16 protein-coding genes are annotated in these 19,750 nt (G+C 43.1%); 10 read left to right on the forward strand and 6 right to left on the reverse strand.

Going from position 1 to position 19,750, the window contains the following annotated elements; translation table 11 throughout:
• Positions 1–97 precede the first annotated feature (97 nt).
• Positions 98–970 carry a mechanosensitive ion channel family protein gene (locus tag HUJ21_RS03465; protein ID WP_291367331.1) on the reverse strand — a complete coding sequence of 291 codons (873 nt, stop codon included), beginning with the start codon at positions 968–970 and terminating at the stop codon, positions 98–100.
• Positions 971–974: 4 nt separating this feature from the next.
• Positions 975–1,847: an alpha/beta hydrolase gene (locus tag HUJ21_RS03470; RefSeq protein WP_291367333.1), complete on the reverse strand. Its 873-nt coding sequence runs from the start codon at positions 1,845–1,847 to the stop codon at positions 975–977.
• Between the two features lie 363 nt (positions 1,848–2,210).
• Between HUJ21_RS03470 and HUJ21_RS03475 the strand changes: the two genes are divergently transcribed.
• From HUJ21_RS03475 to HUJ21_RS03490, 4 genes are all read left to right on the forward strand, one after another.
• Positions 2,211–2,816 carry a hypothetical protein gene (locus HUJ21_RS03475; RefSeq protein ID WP_291367335.1) on the forward strand — a complete coding sequence of 202 codons (606 nt, stop codon included), beginning with the start codon at positions 2,211–2,213 and terminating at the stop codon, positions 2,814–2,816.
• On the forward strand, positions 2,813–3,472 hold the full coding sequence (locus HUJ21_RS03480; RefSeq protein ID WP_291367336.1) for a hypothetical protein: 660 nt from the start codon (positions 2,813–2,815) through the stop codon (positions 3,470–3,472). The genes HUJ21_RS03475 and HUJ21_RS03480 overlap by 4 nt, the downstream gene beginning before the upstream one ends.
• 914 nt (positions 3,473–4,386) lie before the next feature.
• Complete coding sequence (locus HUJ21_RS03485) at positions 4,387–7,485, forward strand: TonB-dependent receptor (RefSeq protein ID WP_291367338.1); 3,099 nt, start codon at positions 4,387–4,389, stop codon at positions 7,483–7,485.
• Between the two features lie 13 nt (positions 7,486–7,498).
• A complete protein-coding gene (locus tag HUJ21_RS03490; RefSeq protein ID WP_291367340.1) occupies positions 7,499–9,202 on the forward strand; it encodes a RagB/SusD family nutrient uptake outer membrane protein in 1,704 nt (567 codons plus the stop codon).
• Positions 9,203–9,430: 228 nt separating this feature from the next.
• On the opposite strand, the gene HUJ21_RS03495 is transcribed toward HUJ21_RS03490, so the two are convergent.
• Positions 9,431–9,844, reverse strand: coding sequence for a hypothetical protein (locus HUJ21_RS03495; RefSeq protein WP_291367342.1), 414 nt, complete (start codon positions 9,842–9,844; stop codon positions 9,431–9,433).
• 224 nt (positions 9,845–10,068) lie between these two features.
• On the opposite strand from HUJ21_RS03495, the gene HUJ21_RS03500 reads away from it, so the two are divergent.
• From HUJ21_RS03500 to HUJ21_RS03510, 3 genes are read left to right on the forward strand one after another with little or no spacing between them, the layout of a single operon-like run.
• Complete coding sequence (locus HUJ21_RS03500) at positions 10,069–10,587, forward strand: sigma-70 family RNA polymerase sigma factor (protein ID WP_291367344.1); 519 nt, start codon at positions 10,069–10,071, stop codon at positions 10,585–10,587.
• Complete coding sequence (locus tag HUJ21_RS03505) at positions 10,569–11,225, forward strand: hypothetical protein (protein WP_291367345.1); 657 nt, start codon at positions 10,569–10,571, stop codon at positions 11,223–11,225. The genes HUJ21_RS03500 and HUJ21_RS03505 overlap by 19 nt, the downstream gene beginning before the upstream one ends.
• A 26-nt stretch (positions 11,226–11,251) precedes the next feature.
• On the forward strand, positions 11,252–12,229 hold the full coding sequence (locus HUJ21_RS03510) for a hypothetical protein (RefSeq protein ID WP_291367347.1): 978 nt from the start codon (positions 11,252–11,254) through the stop codon (positions 12,227–12,229).
• A 243-nt stretch (positions 12,230–12,472) separates the two neighbouring features.
• Here HUJ21_RS03510 and HUJ21_RS03515 read toward each other — a convergent pair whose 3' ends face one another.
• Together HUJ21_RS03515 and HUJ21_RS03520 are read right to left on the reverse strand one after the other, a co-directional pair.
• Positions 12,473–12,916: a GNAT family N-acetyltransferase gene (locus tag HUJ21_RS03515; protein WP_291367349.1), complete on the reverse strand. Its 444-nt coding sequence runs from the start codon at positions 12,914–12,916 to the stop codon at positions 12,473–12,475.
• Between the two features lie 121 nt (positions 12,917–13,037).
• The gene (locus HUJ21_RS03520) at positions 13,038–13,538 is read right to left on the reverse strand and encodes a hypothetical protein (protein ID WP_291367351.1); all 501 of its coding nucleotides are present in this window, start codon (positions 13,536–13,538) and stop codon (positions 13,038–13,040) included.
• Between the two features lie 232 nt (positions 13,539–13,770).
• Between HUJ21_RS03520 and HUJ21_RS03525 the strand changes: the two genes are divergently transcribed.
• Complete coding sequence (locus HUJ21_RS03525; protein ID WP_291367353.1) at positions 13,771–14,745, forward strand: aldo/keto reductase; 975 nt, start codon at positions 13,771–13,773, stop codon at positions 14,743–14,745.
• Positions 14,746–14,947: 202 nt separating this feature from the next.
• The gene (locus HUJ21_RS03530; protein ID WP_163382045.1) at positions 14,948–15,142 is read left to right on the forward strand and encodes a hypothetical protein; all 195 of its coding nucleotides are present in this window, start codon (positions 14,948–14,950) and stop codon (positions 15,140–15,142) included.
• Here the strand turns inward: HUJ21_RS03530 and HUJ21_RS03535 are convergent.
• Positions 15,128–16,582, reverse strand: coding sequence for a sodium:solute symporter (locus HUJ21_RS03535; RefSeq protein ID WP_291367356.1), 1,455 nt, complete (start codon positions 16,580–16,582; stop codon positions 15,128–15,130). The two genes, HUJ21_RS03530 and HUJ21_RS03535, sit on opposite strands and share 15 nt — an antisense overlap.
• Positions 16,583–16,796: 214 nt before the next feature.
• Here HUJ21_RS03535 and HUJ21_RS03540 point away from each other — a divergent pair, with 214 nt between their 5' ends.
• The gene (locus HUJ21_RS03540; RefSeq protein ID WP_291367358.1) at positions 16,797–19,727 is read left to right on the forward strand and encodes a glycoside hydrolase family 3 N-terminal domain-containing protein; all 2,931 of its coding nucleotides are present in this window, start codon (positions 16,797–16,799) and stop codon (positions 19,725–19,727) included.
• The last annotated feature ends 23 nt before the right edge of the window (positions 19,728–19,750 follow it).

Consider the following 19,750-nt stretch of genomic DNA (forward strand, 5'->3'; position numbering starts at 1 on the left):
ACACTGGCCAGCAGGGAGAGGGTACTTCCGGACTGTTTTTTTAAGGGTAGGATAAAATTGAGAAATATCCTGTTTGCTCCTTGCGATCAGGCTTTATTTAAATACTTCCTTTTCCTGTTTGCAAAGGGCTTTTGAGTTCAATAATTTTTCCTGGCAAAGGCACTCCCTCTTTTTCCAGCGCTTTTAACACTGCAAGAATAGCCTGGGAACGAACCTCCACATCCGGTTGCTTCCTGTCATAGGTATTGACCCAATAATTCACACGTACCTGTAGGGAATTATCGCCCATTTCGGTCACCAGTGCCACAGGTCTCTTTTTACCTTTCAAGACCCCCGGTACTTGTTCCATGGTTAGGGTGATTAGTGCTATTGCTTTTTGGTAATCGCAGCCATAGCCCAGTCCTACCGTAAATCCGTAACTCAGGAAGCCATCAATGGTAAAATTGATCAATGGACTCTTGATAATGGACGCATTGGGTAAAAATACGTCCTTGCCATCCGGTGTTTTTATCTGCGTATCCCGTAAGTTAAGTGCTAAAATTTTCCCGCTGATGCCTGTGATTTCCACAATATCACCCACCTTAAAAGGTCTTTTGAAAGCCAGTAAAATCCCGGCCAGAAAATTTTCCCCGATATCCTTAAGGGCAAAGCCTATAATGAAGGCGGTAATGCCTGCTCCAGCCAATAACCCACTTACCGCACCTGTGAGACCCAAAAAACGAAGTACCAGGGTTATCCCGAACAGCATTATGATGAGGCGAATACTACCGGCAATAAAAGCAGCCAGTAAACTATCCTCAGTTCTTTTGTTGAGCCGGGAGCGGACGATTTTCTTTATCCACCGGGACAGGTAAATAAAAAACAAAAGAACTGCGAACCCAATCAACAGGGCAATCAGTAACTGCCGCAAGTCCGCTATATCGCCAGTGACTAGTGAAGTTAATTTTTCCAGGGATTCATTAAAGTTCATGGATTTATCTGGGTATCAGGTGCCGGTTATTTTTTAAAATAAGTTGTCGAAGCCAATTTTCTGCCAGTCCGGGCCAGGTTTCGGCGGCAACATTTCCTTTTCGCAGGCCATATCCATGGCCACCTTCTGATAGAAAATGCAAGGTAACAGGCAGTTTTTGGTCGCGAAGTGCTCCCGCCATTACCAAAGCACTGTTGCCATAGCGATCATCCGCAGTGCCGAAGAGAAATTGCGGAGGAGTATCATCGCTAAGACGCAGTTCTGGTGTCAGGCTGCGATCTTTTCCTTCGTCCAGGTAGGCCGGATAGATCAGCAGGGCAAAATCCGGACGGGACGAAAGGCTGTCCTTCTTATCTACAGGAGTATAGGAGCTTTCTGAAAATCGGGTGCTGGCTCTTGCTGCCAGGCTTCCACCCGCTGAAAAGCCCATAACTCCCAGGCGATCCGGGTCAAGCTGCCAATCAGTTGCCTGACTTCTAACCAGCCGGAGGGCACGCTGCAGGTCGTAGAGCGCTGCCTCTCTTTTGTCAGGGACCCTGTATTGAAGAACGAAGGCAGTGAATCCCAATTGGTTGAGCCATTCCGCAACCTCGTAGCCTTCTTTGTCTATTGCCAGGATATTGTAGCCTCCGCCAGGACAAACGATTATCCCTGCCCCGTTGGAAGCTCCTTGGGGTTCGAATACCACGAGCGCAGGGTTTGTTACATCGGTAAGGCGGGTTACGTTTCCACTGGTATTAGCCGTCTGAACGGGCGGATGTTTGGCTCCGGTCTCACCGGGAACATTATCAGGCCATAGGTAAAGGGTGTCGGTGCCCTGGGCCATGCTTATATCAGAAAAGATGAGCAAAAAGAGACAGGCTAAAGATGTTTTCATCAGGGTTAGGTTTTGGCGGTTGGCAGACCGAGGATTTTTTGCCTCGGACAAAACGAGATTGTCAAGTTAATAGTTTTACGCCAATTCTGACAAATAGAATCGGAAATTAGTGGTGTATATTCCTTCGAAATTATCTACAGTAATGCAGGTTCGAAAAATACATATGGTTTACACCGATAGCAGATATGGATATGGCCTTTCCTGTCGGTGATGAATTACTTGTTGAGAACCATGAGGCGAGAATATTTTAAAATAAACTTAGATTATTTAAAAACCATTGAATTAAACTTTTCGTAATAGAACTAACAAGCCAATAAAAATTAAATTTTTAAATTAAACCTATTTAACAAAAACCCTTTTTCTATGAAGCACCTATTTCTACTCTTTATTTTGGTATTCGGGATTTCCAATGCCTTTGCCCAGTTTAATAAAGGGGATAAGTTTGCGGGAGGTAGCTTTGGCCTATCTGTCAATACCAGTGAAATAATTGCGCAATCAAACCTATCCGAATTTAGTATTCATCTTAACCCAAATTTTGGTTTTTTTGTAAGTGAGTCTGCTGCAATCGGACTTATTCCCCAAATCAACTTTAGTAGAAGTACTTCAACTAACGTGAATGGGGGCAAATCCACAACCAACAGCCTCTCGGGAGGAATGGGTGTTTTTTACAGAAAGTATTTCACAGTGGCAGAAAATTTTTTCCTCTTTTTTGAGCCAGGAGCAGTATACACAGGCGCTATCAAACGGGACGATGGCTTTAACAATTTTTCCTTATCCATCTCCCCGGGTGCAGCTTACAAGATAAGCCCTAAATGGATGGTGGAAGCCACTTTGGGGGGACTTCTTTACACCAGGTCATTAAATCAATTGGGAACAGACCAGGAAAACATTAATTCCCAATTTGCCTTTGATTTTATCACAACGAACAGCATTGGGATTATTTATTTTTTTAAACAAAAAGCGTTATGAAGCAGCTAATTTTCATCTTCTTGAACATGGGGCTTTATTTGGCAGGCTTCCAGGTCAGTGGGCAGGTAACGCAGGGCACTCACGCCTTAGGTTTGGAAATCGCCTGGAATACGAGAAATGTAGAGAATGGATTGGACAGTCAAATTGATAACCTCCGATTAACGCCTTCTTATTCTTATTTTATCAAAGATAGGCTGAGTATTATAGGTGGAGGCAGCTACCAAAGCAACAAAGCTAACAATGATTATCAAGGCCCAGACTTTCAAGGATTGGCCTACGGATTTGAAAGAAAAGAGGTGGATGCATTTATTGGTTTGAGAAAATACATTGTGGTCCAACCCAAGTTGTTTTTGATGGGTACCTATGGATTAAAATACCATTGGAATGAAACTTATGTAGAACAAATGCATCAAGGAGATAAATCCAATTCCCTGCAGACTGCCAGGCAAGTAGGGTTTTTTGGCAATCTGGGGCTGGCCTTTTTTCCACATGAAAAATTCAGTTTTGAACTTATTTTTTTTGATGCCCGGTTTTTTAGAATTTACAATAAGAGAAGATTTTATACCGAAACGAAGATCCACAAATATCAGGGATGGGGTTTTGAATTAGCCGGTTTCCTCAACCAACCCAGTCTTGGGCTAAGGTATTTTTTCTAAGTGAGGGAAAACATCATCTTAAAATTTCATTTGGCGAGCTAATGGTTGCCAGATACCATCTTGAAAAGCCTTTTCAAGATGGCGCGTCATTTTAGGGCAGGCTGATCCTTTTCACCCGTTTGATATTGCCGTAGAAAATCAGGATAACAATACTTAAGGTTGCGACTATTAATTATCTGCCATTTTCCTATCGGGCTATTTTTTTTAATAAAACGGATCAGAAATGGGCTTACATACACTTGTTCCAGACAATCGTATTCTATTAATTGGTGCAGTCACTACAAAATCATTCCCTTAGTAGCTCTTTCTCTATCGTCATTGCTTTGCTATGACCCAGACTCCATAAACACAGATTTTTTTGATTGCTCCCATCCCTGCTAATCACATTGAATCCGGGTTAATTGCCTATCCCAAAAAGAACCACTATTCAATGGATAATGGCAATATGATCAGGGAAACACTCAATTATTACCAGGGGAAAACCATCAAAACTTCATTCGAATCGGAGGTATTTACTTTGTAAAAAAAAACTCAATACTTAAACTATTTTTTAGATAGGTATTGGGTATAAGTTCATGTTTTACCAATTATAATTTGAAATTATACCATTGAAGGAATAAATAATTAAAAAAGAATGAAATACCAGTTTAATCACTAAATTGAATATCATAATTCACCAACTATTTATTTTAGGAAAAGGAAATGTCTTGGCGGTAGTTTCAGGTGATCTTCTCCTTTTCTAAGATTCTGATTTTAAAACAACCATTTAAAGCAGAATAAAATCCGCTCTGCAATTTGGATTTTACAATAAGTTAAACCTCCTGCCTATGAAGAAAAGTACTTAAAGGAGATCGGAAAAGGATTTCCGGAATGTAAAAAAAATGAATATCAATTAATTTAAACCCCAAAATTTCATGAAAAAAACAATTCTAAACCTTTTTAAAAAGGCAAGTAAAAAGCTATTGTATGGCAATCTTCTATTAATGATTGTTATACCGACTTCAATGGCGATCAATCTGGATGGTATGGTAAGGGATCATAACAGCTATGCAGATGTGGTTAATGAAATGATAATTGTTAAAGGCAGGGTAACCGACCAGCTTGGAGAGGGCATTCCAGGTGCTACGATTCTGGTTCAGGGTACCTCCGTAGGAACTGCCACTGATATCAATGGTGAATACCAAATTGAGGCCCAGGAGGGGGCTGTTTTGATTGTCTCTTTTGTCGGATACAAAACCAAACAAGTCACCGTCGGAAACCAAACCCAATTGGACATTGTACTAGAGGAGGATTTTTCTTCTCTGGATGAAGTGGTTGTAGTAGGTTACGGTTCTCAGGAAAAAAGGAATATTACCGGGGCTATTTCCTCTTTAGATGAAAAATCCATTAAGGAAATCCCGGTAGCAAGTGCTGTTGAAGCCATGCAAGGGCAGGTAGCAGGTGTAGATATTGTATCCTCAGGAGGCAGGCCAGGACAAAATCCCCAGATACTTATCCGTGGAAGAAGGTCCATTTCCGCTTCTAATGACCCTCTGTACGTTATTGATGGCATTCCCCAAACCAGTGCCACCAGTGCCATTTTTGATATTAATCCCCAGGATATTACCTCCATGGAGGTATTAAAGGATGCGGCAGCAACTGCCATCTATGGTTCCAGAGGCGCCAATGGGGTTATCATTATTACGACCAAAAGAGGTTCTACCGGAAAAACCACCGTTTCTTATGAAGGATACTATGGAATCTCCAATGTAACCAATATGGTGGACATGATGAACGGGCAACAATATGCTGCCATGAAAAGAGAGGCCAGAAGGTGGGATCCCGACACCGGTCAGCCTTCCTGGAATGGTGTAGTGCCATCCGATGAACAAGTATTCCTGGATCCCACTGAACTGGAATCCGTCAATATGGGAAGATCCACCGACTGGTTGGATTTGATCGTAGGGCAGGGGCATCAAACCAATCATCAGGTGAGTGTCAATGGCGGCAATGAAAAAACCCAGTTTAACATATCATTGGGTTATTTCAACGAGGAAGGAATTGTGGACAACATGGATTACACCCGGGCCACTGCCCGGATCAATCTGGATCATTCTATCAGTAAGGTTTTTAAAGTAGGGACATCATTTTTAGCTTCTTTTGCCATTCAGAATTGGGGATCAGGATCAGCCATTGGTGAGGCAGTATCCAATAACCCTCTCGGGGTACCTTTTAATGAGGATGGTAGTTTGCGGTTTTTACCAACAAATGACGGCATCCGCACAAACCCTTTAAATGAATTGGTGCCCGGGGCATATGTGGATGAACGAAAGTCTACAAGGATATTTGCCCCGGTTTACATGGAAGCTAAGATTGTTGAGGGATTAACTTTCCGGGTCAATGCAGGCCCTGATATCAGGTACAACAGGATTGGGAACTTCAGGGCCAGCCAAACCAATACAAACAGGGGAGGTCCCGCCAGTGCTTCCATAGAAAACCAGGCAGATTTTGGATATACTGTTGAAAATATACTAAACTTTAATAAGAACTTTGGAGATAACCATTCCTTTCAGGCTACCTTTTTACAAAGTATACAGGGATTGAGGACAGAGCAGCATGGCACCGAAGTTTCTAACCTTCCTTATGAATCCCAATTGTTTTATGATATTGGTACAGCTGAAGTCAAGGGAAATTTGAGCAGTAGATTGGAGGAATGGACGCTTTCCTCTTATATGGGAAGGGTAAACTATGACTTCATGGGAAAATATCTTTTTCAGGCTACTTTAAGATCAGATGGCTCTTCCAGGTTGGGGCCGGGAAAGAAGTGGGCTTATTTTCCAGGGGGTTCTATGGGATGGCGCGTAATCGAAGAGGGCTTTTTAAGAAACCAAAACTTATTGACAGAGCTTAAGTTAAGGGTCTCTTATGGGCAGGTAGGAAACACCTCAGTAGATCCCTACCAAACTCTAGGTAGGTTAAGGAGAACCGTATATGCTTTAGGGGATACTCCTTATTTGGGATTTGGTTTAAATGAAATTCCAAACAGCGATTTGGGTTGGGAAATTTCGGCAACCACGAATTTCGGAGTTGATTTTGGCTTTTTCAATAACCGGCTTTCTGGTTCATTCGAATATTATATTACCAATACAACAGATATTTTATTGGAAAGGAACCTGCCCTATACCTCCGGCTATCAGAATATCCTCCAAAATATTGGGGCCACCAAAACCAACGGAATGGAGTTGACCCTGAATGCCACCCCGATCGACAAAATGAATTTCCGATGGGATGTTCAATTCAACGTTTCCAGATATAGAGAACAAATTACCGATCTTGTTTTCAGGGACGAAAATGGCAATCCAATTGATGATACTGGTAACCAATGGTTCATTGGACAACCCATAAGGGTGTTTTTCGATTATGAAAAAATTGGTATTTGGCAAGCAGATGAAGTGGATATGGCCAGGGAAATGGAAAACAAATTTCCCGGTGAGATCAAGTTGAAAGATCAGGATGGAGATAATAGGATCACGCCGGATGACAGGTTGGTATTGGGTTCAGATGTTCCTGATTATGTAGGTGGAATTACCAACAGGTTTCAAATCAAAAATTTTGATTTAAGCTTCTTCTTTTTTTACAGGATGGGACACATGATCAGAAGTAGATTTCATGATTCCAACAATAACCTCGAGGCAAGGTACAATAACCTAAATGTGGATTACTGGACAATTGATAACCCAAGCAATGCCAATCCCAGGCCCAATGTTTATCAGGAATTTCCCAGAGACTCATCCACCAGGAGTTACTTTGATGGCAGTTTTGTGAAATTGAGAAATGTCACGCTAGGGTATAATCTACCAGTAAGTCTGGCAGAAAAGTTGGCCATGAGCAGGTTAAGGATTTACGCATCTGCTCAAAATCCTGTATTCTGGTCCACATTCGACACCTGGGATCCCGAATTGGCAGGTGATATTACCGCTGGTTCCATTCCATCGGCGCGGCAATTTTTATTGGGGGTGAATGTATCATTTTAAAAAGAAAAAAATCATGAATAATAAATGGATTATTATTATTGTCCTGTTGTCAGGAATATTTAGCACCTCCTGTGAGAATTATCTGGAGGAAGATCTCATTTCAGGGGTATCAGCGGGTACTTATTATACCACCGCCAGCGGGTTTGAGGCTGCAGTTGCTGCGACATATGCAGAGACCAAAAGCTTTTATGGTTGGGAGCGGGGTTTTACCATGACCGTTTTTGGGACGGATCTGCATACGAATGGTAGGGGAGGAAGTCATAAAATGATCAATTTTTATGATGGAGCTTTCAGTCCGGCACAAGGTTTTGTTAGAGACACATGGAGGGATTTCTACAGGGGAATCAACCAGGCGAATGCTGTCATCAACCGGTCAGAAAACGTAAATGGAGTTTCTGAGGCCATAAAAACTGCAAGAATTGCCGAAGTACGTTTTTTGAGAGCCCTTTTCTACTTTAATCTGGTACGTTTTTTTGGAGACGTTCACCTTTCTTTGGAGGAAACAGTGGGCGTAGAAATTGAGGCCAACAGAACACCTGCAGGGCAAATTTACAGTGAAGCCATAATTCCGGACCTGGAATTTGCCATTTCCAATTTACCGGATGCTCAAAATGATTATGGCCGTGCCAGCAAACCTGCAGCAGAATTTCTCCTGGCAAAGGTGATGATGACCAGGGCCTACCAATCCTATGGACAGGGCAATGCAGATGCTCAGGAGGCAGAAAGATTAATGGGGAATGTCATCAACAATTATAATTTCAATTTGTTACCTGATTTCGCAAACCTCTGGGATATAAACAATGAACGGAATAGCGAGATCATTTTTTCCATTCAAAATAATAAAAATCAAGTGGATGAAGGATTGGATACGCGTGGCCATAGTGGCCATTTATATTTCCTGATGGAATACGATATCTTACCGGGAATGGCCAGGGATACAGAAAATGGAAGGCCCTGGATAAGGTTTCGGCCTACCAACTTCCTTCTTGGTCTCTGGGACCGGGAAATGGATGCTCGTTATGACAAAACCTATAAACATGCCTGGATATCTAATACTGAAAGTAGTATTCCTGAATGGACAGAAGAGGAGGCCAATCAGGGCTATGTAGCCCCAAACCTGGTGGGTACCAAAAAGTACAGTATCGGTGATACGGCAGTTTTTATTCCAGGTCCCGGCAAAGATGAACTCTGGACGGAGGATAGGATCGGAAGAACTCCCTACCTGGTGATCACCAATAGTCAATATGATGAAAGATGGTACCCTACCTTGAACAAATGGATAGATCCCACCCGACCAAATAGGCAACATCCTCCGGGACAAAGGGATCATCCTCTGATGCGTTTGGCCGACGCCTATTTGATCAGGGCAGAAGCCCGTATCATGCTGGGAGACCAGGAAGGTGCGGCAGAAGATATCAATAGCATAAGAAGGAGGGGGGCTTGGCCTGGGATGGAATCAGCAATCGAAATTGAGGCAGGTGAAGCGACACTGGATTTCCTTTTGGATGAAAGGGGGAGAGAGTTGGTTGGAGAAGGTCACCGTTGGTTTGACCTCGCCAGGACAGGAAAACTGGTAGAAAGGGTAAGGGCCCACAACCCGGAAGGCAGAAATAACATACAGGATTACCACATTTTCAGACCAATACCGCTGGAGCAAATCGACAGAACCAGTGGAGGGTATCAACAGAATTGTGGGTATATCGGAGCTGATTGTTAAATAAAATAAAATTGAAGCTATATCGATCTCGGCCCAATCGGGAGAGAGCGATATAGCTTTTTTTTTCCTTAATTCTGCTGAATGCAGGGCTGCACCTGGAGATCAGGCCGGCCTCTGACTATCTTAGAGCAGCAAATAGCCGAGGTTTAGCTTTTTCCCGGGGAAGGCAAAAAAAACGAATTGTTACCCTAGGATTTACCCTATAGGATAGTGTTTTGTAACTACTATCTATTCCTCCAATTGCATCTCAGAACTGATCACTTCAACCTGAAGGCTATTTCCGGAGCTGCCGGTTATCTTCCATTTCTGAACCTGCGTTCCTCCCCAAAACGCAGCAGTTAGCGTTATGATATCACCCGCTTTTTCCCAGGCTCCCTCAAAATCACTAGTTACGATCGGAGGGGTGCCGCACCAGCCGCTGTTGGCCCGATGGATCAATTTTCCATTGCTGAGAAATCGGTAACCATAGGTGTTTTCCTGAAGTTGATTTACCTTTTCCATGGTGATGCCATTTTCCTGATACTCCAGATTACTCCAATTTCCTACAGGTACAGGGCCTGAGCTAAGGGCGGATAGATCTTCATTTTCCATACAGGAGAAAAGTACCAAGCCTAACACAAAAGTAAATACGGTTGTTTTCATGGGTAAATTTTTTGGTTTATATCAATGAGACGAGGGATTTGGTCCGTCTGTTGAGGCAGGGAGTAATTTTTTGGTTTTTTCTTCGGGTAATTTTCTTTTTCCGCCTTAACATCTTTTCACAAAGTAAAATTTCTCATCAGGCAACGCCTGCCTAACTTATCGGGTTCCAACTTTTGAAACCACAAAGCATCATTTTGGAAGAGCTGCAAATCATATCTGGTTGTTTGAAAAAAGATCCTGTCGCCCAAAGATCACTCTTTGACAAATACTATCTGAGGACCTACCGGATAGCCATGAGGTATCTGGGCAATCACCATGATACAGAAGACGTGCTATCTATGGCCTACACCAGGATATTTCGCCGTATCCAACAGTTAGAATACCGGGGGGAAGGCAGCCTTTTAAAATGGGTTACCACCATCGTGATCCATGAAGCATTGCGCTTTTTGGAAAATAAAAAGCAGGTCATTTTCCAGGAAGACGAATCCCTTTTGATGAAAAGTGCCGCTTTACCTGCACCAATTGATGTACTGGACCTGGAAGAAGTTGCCAGGGTCCTGGATGATATGCCAAAAGGTTATCGCACGGTGTTCAATCTCTTTGCGATTGAAGGCTATTCCCACAAGGAGATCGCAGATATGCTCCAAATCAGTGAAAACACCTCCAAGTCACAACTCAGCAAGGCAAGAAATTACATGATACAAAAACTAAAAAACACCATGCCATGTCACAACGGGAAATAGATCAAAGGATTAGGAAAGAGATGCGGCATAAAGCCACAATAGATGAAGTTCATGCTTTGGAGGCCAAGGAAAGGGTCTGGTTAAATATCAAAAGGGAAAAACGCCACATTCCCTGGGGTTTGATTTCCGCTCTGGCAGCGTCTTTTTTGCTTTTACTGGGTTGTGGCCTACTTTTTCTTCAACTCCAAAAACAGAAGCAGCAATTGAATACCATGGCAGCTCAAATTGATTCGCTTAAACTGCAAAAAGCCATTGCAGCAAAAAAAGCCCTGCGAGAGGAATTGCCCACCTGTTTTCAGGAGCAAGGACAAGCAACTGCCCCGGTGAACCTTAAACAAGAACTAGCGAAGCAGCAGGAGCATAGGGCCAAAGATGCTGAAACACAGCATTTGATAACTAAAGCAAGACCAGAGCCTGTTGCAAGTAAATCCCAACTGCCAGCTGAAATTCCTGTTCCGGATATAAGCTTCCCATTGCTGGATATGAGCAGTGCAGTGCCAACTTCTCCGGTTTCAAAGGAATTAGTAGCTGAAGAAACCAGAGATAATCGACCAAAAAATAAATTAAAGATTAGGTTGGGAAACAAAGCCCATTTACCAGCCAAAAACGAGTCTCTGGCTTTACATATCAAACTATAAATCGACATTGTCTAACCATAATCACCATGAAAAAAACAAAATATTACCTGATCACCATGCTTTCGGTACTCTTTTTCCATACCGCTTTGGCCCAGGATGCCGAATTGTTGAGAGACAGCATACATTATAAAGGGGATGAAAATGTAGACCTATTAATACTCACCAGGGACTACCACAAGCTGCAACAAAATGAAACCCTGAACAAAGTGCTGGATGCTTTTCAGGCCGACCTGCAGGAAATCCAGGTAGACCTGCCTGCGGGAAAACCCTTTGTGATTGACTATTGGCACCGGGAAAAAATCGAAATTCAAGAAAACACCAGGATAAAAAGCTACCAAATTTCCAGGGAGCAAGGCCTGGAAGAAAAATTTCTAAACCAGGTGAACATTCATGATGCGGACAGTGGCACGGAGGTCATTATCAGCTTCAATGATATAAAGGAGCTGTTGAAAGCAGACCTTTCCTTCATTGGGGAATCCATCAGCAAAGAATTACCAGTCAAACACCGGTTTTTACGCAGCCTGGAATACCAGCAGGATACCTCCTCCAGGGGTCTCAAGTTAACGCAAGACCGTTTTACCGGTTATATGGACATGCTGAGCCTTAAAGCTGGGGTTGGAGCCAATGTATTTCAAAACCGCTTGCTTACCGATATCTCCGGGGAGATTGGCCTGCACCTGAATCAAAAAGGCATCCTAAAAGACCAATTCTACATTTCCAATAACCTGCTCTTTTCCTTTGATGTGGACAGATCCCTGGTGACCAATAATTTTACCAATATCGGTTACCGCAGGAATTTTTCCAATCAACGGGACAAACCCAATTGGCTGGGTGTGGAATTTGGCATGTTGACTAAACGATCCGGTGATATATTTAAGCCCAACACCTTGCGACTGGGGGTGAACTGGGAGATAGGCAAAAATATCAGTGTCAGTCCTCAGCTGTATTTCAATGGCTTTTTCAAGCAGGTCAGTCCGGGATTTCGGGTAGGGATTGGGTTTTAATGCTCGCTGAAAACCCATAAACCTTTGAGCATTTGTGTGTGGCCTTTACCCGAGACATGTTGAAAGACTACTTTTTGCCAGGATAAAAGCCGTTTTCCTCGCAGTATCGCTGTGCTTTTATCCCAGCTTCAGCATAAGGCTTTATCTTGGTTTTTGGCATTATTTTGATCGGTGAAATCAGATTTTGCAAGGTATTATTCGGTTGCGCTAAAGGGGGAAGGGTACTGTAGCTTGGCCATGGTTTTACAAAACATAAGTAAAGTGCCGCACATCTTCCTCCGAAGTGACCGGAGTGGACCGGTAAAAATCCAGCGCATATTTGTCTATCGTTTCGGCCTGAACAAACACTTCATCATATCCGGCAGCTTTACAAAAATCCAAAACGGCATACATTAATTTTCTTCCTACCCCTTTTCTTTGGTGCCCAACCGAAACGGCAAGGTCATACACATAGCCTTGCTGTTTTTCGGAATAGTATTTATCCAGTGTGTAAGCCGTCAGCCCCCCGATGATCTTCCCTTCCCATTCTGCCACAAAAACCATGAATCCTGGTTTTTGCAATATTTTTTTAAGGTAATCTAAAGAGGGCAATTGAAAATTCCCCATTTCGAAGACCTCTTTAAAGTTTTGAATAAGGGTCTTAAAATCACCGGCATCCGAGTGAGAAAGTTTTTTGATGGTTACCATGATGGAGATTGTAAATGTTTACTATAAAAATAAAATTTTTTTCAAAAAAATGGATCCTGACCGAATAAATAGGCAGGATCCATGTTTCCTGGCTTGAGGAGAATCCAGGTAATGAAACACCTTATTTTCTCCGCTCAAAGAATTTATCCGGTACAATCACATCCCCACCTTCTATGCCCCCGGGGATAAAGAAAGTATTGCCATTATCCCGAATTTCGAACCGCAGTGGATATCCACTGTTTGGTTCTACAAAGCCCTTGTCGAGTTCTTCTTTGGAATAGAATTGTTTTTCTGCGCCATAAGGCTTGTGAAGGAAATCGGTGCGTGCCAATCTGATCAGATTTTCTTCAGAACCTGCAGTAAAAGTTCCCCTTTCCAGGAAATTGAACCCTAAGTCAAGGTCACTGTCTTTCTCTCGCAGGGTGGAGCTGTAAGTATAAGTTCCGTCAGCATTGAATTGAAAAGAGGTAACATAGTCCAGTTTAAGGTAATCATTAAAACCTACCATTTCCCAGGTACCCAATACTGTTGAAGGAAAGGGCGGTAATGTATCCTCCTCATTTTGACAGGAACTGAAAATCAACAGAATCAGTAGAAGTGGGAGCGTAAAGTGTTTTTTCATAGAGTTTTTGAGTTTCCTTTTTTTACGAAAATAAGTTAAATTTAGTTTTCCCTTTTTGTGTTTATGAAAAAGTGCCAAATAGCCTTATCCTGTTTATTTAGAAAAGGTTATTGTAATTCGATTTAGTTTTTAGCATTAAAACATTTGGTTTATTAAATTTTTATTGAAATATTAAAATGTTATCGTATTTCCAGCTTCCTAATCAACTTCTTATTCCTCAAAAACATTTACCATGAATTACAGAAAATTTGGAGAAACTGACTTGAGTGTAAGTGAAATAGGCTTTGGAACCTGGGCTATTGGAGGTCCGGCCATGGCGGGAGATATCCCAATAGGCTGGGGACAAGTAGATGATGCCAGTTCTATAAAAGCATTGCAAACCGCAAGGGACAGGGGTATCAATTTTTTTGACACGGCTGACTTTTATGGACTGGGGCATTCAGAGGAACTGATAGGTAAGGTGTTTTCCAATGACCCGGAAGTAGTTTTGGCCTCCAAGGTGGGGCACCGGATAGATGGTAATGGCAATATATACATGGATTATTCCAAAAAGCACATTTTAGCCTCTTGCGAGGGCAGCTTAAAGCGGCTCAGAAGGGAGACCATCGATTTTTACCAATTGCATACTGCTAAAGTAGCTGATTTGGAGAATGCTGAGTGCATTGAAGCATTGGAACAATTAAAAACGGAAGGTAAAATACGCCATTGGGGAGTTTCTCTGAATACTTTTGACCCCCAACCCGAAGCGGCTTATCTGCTTGGAAAGGGTTTGGGCCAGGGCTTTCAACTGGTGCTGAATATTTTAAACCAGGAAGCTTTGCCCGTTGTGGCAAATTCTGCCCGGTCAGCTTATGGGGTGATTGCCAGAATGCCTTTTCAATTTGGCTTGCTTACCGGGAAATTTACTAAAGCAACCCGTTTTTCTGAGGACGACCACCGAAGGTTCAGGCTCCCCCCTGATTTGTTGGGAAAATATTTGGATGTACTGGATCAGGTATGGCCGCTGGCAGAAAAATATGGGATCAGCCCGGGACAGTTGGCCTTGAGTTTTGTGCTTGGTTTTGAGGGGGTATCCACTGTGATACCTGGAATCAGAACCCCCGAGCAAGCCATTCAGAATACCACAGGCACGGTGAAGTTAAGAGGTGAAGACCGGGCCTATTTACAGTCTCTTTACCTGTCCCATTTCAAAGCACTTTTGTTCTAAAATTGGTTTGCAGGAGGCATCAATTTTATATCTTTATTCAGAAATCTGAAATGCGGTCTTTCGGACAAAATACCGTTCGATACCGGACCCTAAAAAGGGGTAGTTCTATTTAAAACAACTCTGGGATTGCAAAAAGAGCGTTTCGAATTCCTGGCATTCAATTGGATCAGATAAAGTCAATACCACCATTAAAATTCAAATCATGAGCGCATTTACCGGACTGGTGCTTTGGGCCATTCTCTTTGTTCTTTGCTGGCCCATCGCCATTTTGTTGTTATTCCTATACCCACTAATCTGGCTGATCCTGCTCCCATTTCGGCTTTTGGGCTTCGGAGTCACCCTTACCTTATCTATGATATTTGCTTTGTTTATGTTGCCATTTTCACTGATGCGCTGACCGGGGATTTTTGGAAACAATTAATAAGCCCAGATAGGTGATGGCAGCATTGACCAAAAGGATTTCAAAACCGAACTGAAAACCATTGAACCAGGAGGCGGCGTTCCAATCGATCACAAATGAAAGTGCTGGACTGAGCAGGCAAATGTAAGGCACCCAACGATCCCTGATATTCAGGTTATTGGTCAGGCCGAAAGCAAAGAGCCCCAGTAATGGTCCATAGGTAAAGCCTGCAGCTTTGAATACCGCACTTACCACACTTCTGTCATTGACTTCATTGAAAACCACGATGGTAAGGAATACCAAAAAGGTAAAGCCGATATGTATCCACCTTCTGGTTTGGTCCTGGTTGATATTATTTTTGGCTGGAAGGTTTACGATATCTATACAAAAGGAAGTGGTCAGTGCGGTCAAAGCAGAATCTGCACTTGAAAAGGCTGCTGCCGTTATACCCAATAAAAAGACCACTCCTGCCAGGGTACCAAAATGATTCAGTGCCAGAGTAGGGAAAAGCTCGTCAGTGGCTTCAGGTAGTGCCAGACCATTTACACCTGCGTAGTGGTAAAGCAAAATGCCCAGGGCCAGGAAAAGCAGGTTGGAAAGAAAAAAGCTGATAGCAAACCAAAAGATATTTTTCTGGGCCTCCCCCTTATTTCGGCAAGTAAGGTTTTTTTGCATCACATTTTGGTCAAGTCCGTTCATGGCAATGGTAATAAATACCCCTCCGGCAAACATTTTGAAAAAGTTCTGACTGGTATTGCCTTCCCAGACAAAGATTTTGGACAGGTCGCTTTCTCCGATGATGGAAAGAATTTCACCTCCACTTTTCCCCAGTTGGTTGCCGATTACGATTATGGTTATAATAACCGCTAATAGCAGGAAGGCGGTCTGCAGCGTGTCTGTCCAGACAATGGTTTTGATACCACTTTTATAGGTATATAACCAAATCAGGACCATGGTCGTGAAAACCGAGGCATAAAAGGGTATACCAAAAGCGTCGAAAAAGGCAATCTGTAAGACGGTAGCCGCAAGGAATAAGCGAAAGGAGGCGCCAATAGTCTGTGAAATAAGGAAAATCGTTGCCCCTGAAAGGTAGGTTTTTTGGCCAAACCTACTTTTCAAGTATTCGTAAATGGAAATCAGGTTCAGTTTATAAAATAACGGAATCAGTACCAGGGCAATCAAGGCATAACCCACCATGTTGCCCATTACGAATTGCAGGTAGGCCCAATTGGTATTGCCCACTTCACCAGGAACTGAAATAAAGGTAACACCTGATAGAGATGCGCCAACCATGCCAAAGGCCACCAAAAACCAGGGAGACTCCCTGTTGCCGGTGTAGAACGTAAGGCTGTCTGATTTCAGGGAAGTCAGGTAACTGATCAGTAGTAAAAGTGCAAAATATCCTGCGATGACACCAAAAACCAACAGTGGACTCATATTTTCCTTATTGAAGTGAAAATTAACTTCCAATGATAGGCAATTTCTTTAAATCATTTAAACGGGAAGCAACAAAATTGGTATCTTTCCGGTCAATTTGACGGTATTCGTAATGATGATAAAAAATTTAAACGTAAAAGAGTTAATTCCTTGTCCCATTTCGGTTTTTAAGGGTAAAGGTGAGCTAATTTTTATAAAAAGAATACTACTTTTAATGGCATTTTTTTTACAAACGGTTTCACTGCTTATGGCCCAAGAGCAGGCTCCTCCTTTTTTGGATGAAAAATATCAGCCATGGGCAGATTCAGTTTTGGCCACCCTCAGTCCAGAAGAGCGTATAGCCCAGTTGATCATGATTCCTGCTTATTCCAACAAGGATCAGGTTCATGTGGATTCCATATCCGGATTGGTACGTAAATATGGGGTGGGAGGCATCATTTTTTTTCAGGGCGGACCTGTCCGGCAGGCCAAGATGATCAACCGCTTTCAGGAGGAAACCAAAGTACCTTTGATGATAGGCCTGGATGGAGAGTGGGGATTGCGAATGCGACTCGACAGTACGGTACGTTATCCTTACCAGATGGCTCTTGGAGGAATTTCGGATGAAGGCCTGCTTTATGACATGGGAAAGGAGGTAGCCCGACAGGCCAAAAGGTCTGGGATCCATGTAAATTTCGCACCTGTGGTAGACGTAAATAACAATGCCAATAATCCGGTGATAGGCTTTCGTTCTTTTGGAGAGGAGAAGGAGAATGTGGCCAGAAAATCACTGGCATACATGAAGGGCATGCAGGATCATGGGATATTGGCTTCTGCCAAACACTTCCCGGGACATGGGGATACTGATGCAGACTCCCATTATTCCCTGCCGGTACTACATTTTTCTAAAAAGAGATTGCAGGAAACGGAATTGTATCCTTTTCAGCAATTAATGGATCAGGGATTGGGCAGCATCATGGTCGCCCATATGCATATTCCGGCACTGGATGATACGCCTGAATTGGCATCCACCTTATCCAAACCCATTGTTACTGATTTACTGAAAGAGGAAATGGGTTATGAGGGATTGGTTTTTACCGATGCCCTGAACATGCAGGCTGTGGCAGGTTTTTACTCCCCCGGTGTAGTGGATGTGAAAGCCCTTTTGGCAGGTAATGACATGCTATTGAATACCATGAATGTTCCTGCTACCATTAGAGAAGTAAAAAATGCCATGGAACGGGGAGAGATCAGCCAGGAAGAAATAGACCAGCGGGTACTTAAAGTTCTCAAAGCTAAGGCATGGCTGGGCTTAGACAGCTTTCAACCGGTAGAAACAGATCACCTGATTGCAGATTTGAATAGCCCTAAGGCACAATTTCTCAGCAGGAAATTGACCGAAGCATCGCTTACATTGCTACGAAATGATGAAAATATCTTACCGGTAAAGGGTTTGGAGAACACCAAAATCGCATCGCTTTCTTTGGGTACCAGTCAGACCACTGATTTCCAGAAGGGTCTGGAAAGGTATGTTCCCATGGATCATTTCACCTTTCCACAGGATGGAGGCATGGAAGCCATTTACAAATTGAAGCAACAACTTTCTGATTTTCAGCTGATTCTGGTAGGAATACATGGTCTGGGAATCCGGGAGGGAGGCAATGATTTTGGGATCAGCCCCGAAATGAGCGTTCTGCTGAGGGAACTGATGAAAAACCAGGCTGTTGTCGTCAGTGTTTTTGGGAACGTTTACAGTCTGGATAAAATCCCCGGATTGGAAAGGGCATCCGGACTGATCGCAGCCTATCAAGAAACCCCATTGACACAGGACCTGACAGCTCAGTTAATTTTCGGAGGCATAGGAGCCAGGGGTAAATTGCCAGTAACCGTCAATGGAGCTTTTGGAATAGGGGATGGGTTGGAAACAGCAGCAGGTTTACGAATGGCCTATACCCAACCCGAAGGAGTGGGAATTTCCACAGCAGATTTGACAGGAATTGATTCCCTGATGCAGCTTGCTATCAGGGAGAAGGCTATTCCGGGGGGACAGATCTTATTGGCTAAAGGAGGAAGGGTTTTTTACCACAAGGCATTTGGCTATCATACCTATGATTCTTTGCAGGAGGTGAGCTCTGATGACCTGTATGACCTGGCATCTATTACCAAAATAAGCACTTCCCTGGCAGCATTCATGCACCTGAAAGGACTGGGTAAGTTTGATGAAAACCAGACCCTGGGCACCTATTATCCACCTGCAAGAGGGACAAATAAAGCGGATTTGAAATATACTGATATATTGACACACCAGGCCAGGTTAAGGTCCTGGATTCCTTTCTGGATGTCCACCGTCAGGAAAAATGGCAGTTTCAAATGGTATACCATGAAGTCAGACTCCTCAAGGAGGTTTCCCGTTAAAGTTGCCAATAATTTGTACATCCATCGCAAATACGACCAGAAGATTTATTCAGAGATACTCAAATCACCTTTAAATCCAGAACCAGGATATGTTTATAGTGACCTTTCTTTTATTTTAGCGCCAAAGGTGGTGGAGGCCATTACCGGAGAGGATTTTTACGATTATCTGGAACGAAATCTTTATAAGCCTCTGGGAGCTGGTACGCTGACCTTTAATCCCTATAAAAACTATCCGCTGAATCGGGTTGTTCCTACAGAGGTAGATACCGCATTTAGAAAGCAATTGTTACATGCCACGGTTCATGATGAGGGTGCAGCCATGTTGGGCGGGATCAGTGGACATGCGGGATTGTTTGGCAATGCCAACGATTTGGCCAAACTCATGCACCTCTACCTTTATGATGGAAGTTATGCCCGACAGCAGCTCATTGCTCCCGGGGTCGTATCCGCTTATTCCAGCTGTGTATATTGTGCGTCAGGAAATTACAGGGGTATGGGTTTTGACCGGCCCAATAAGCCTGGAGATCCCAACGGGAATGCTGCTCCCAGTGCACCTGCCAGTAGTTTCGGCCATTCTGGTTTTACAGGAACATATACCTGGATAGATCCTGAAAATGAAATTGTCTACGTTTTTCTGTCCAATAGGGTATATCCTACACGAGAAAACAGAAACATATACCGCCTGAATATACGAACCAGTATATTGGAAGAAGTCTACCAGGCCATGAAAAGAACAGGTGGTCAGGAATAAAAGCCAGCTAAATTGGTTGAATG

The organism is Cyclobacterium sp. (assembly GCF_014762705.1).
Taxonomy (GTDB): Bacteria; Bacteroidota; Bacteroidia; order Cytophagales; family Cyclobacteriaceae; genus Cyclobacterium.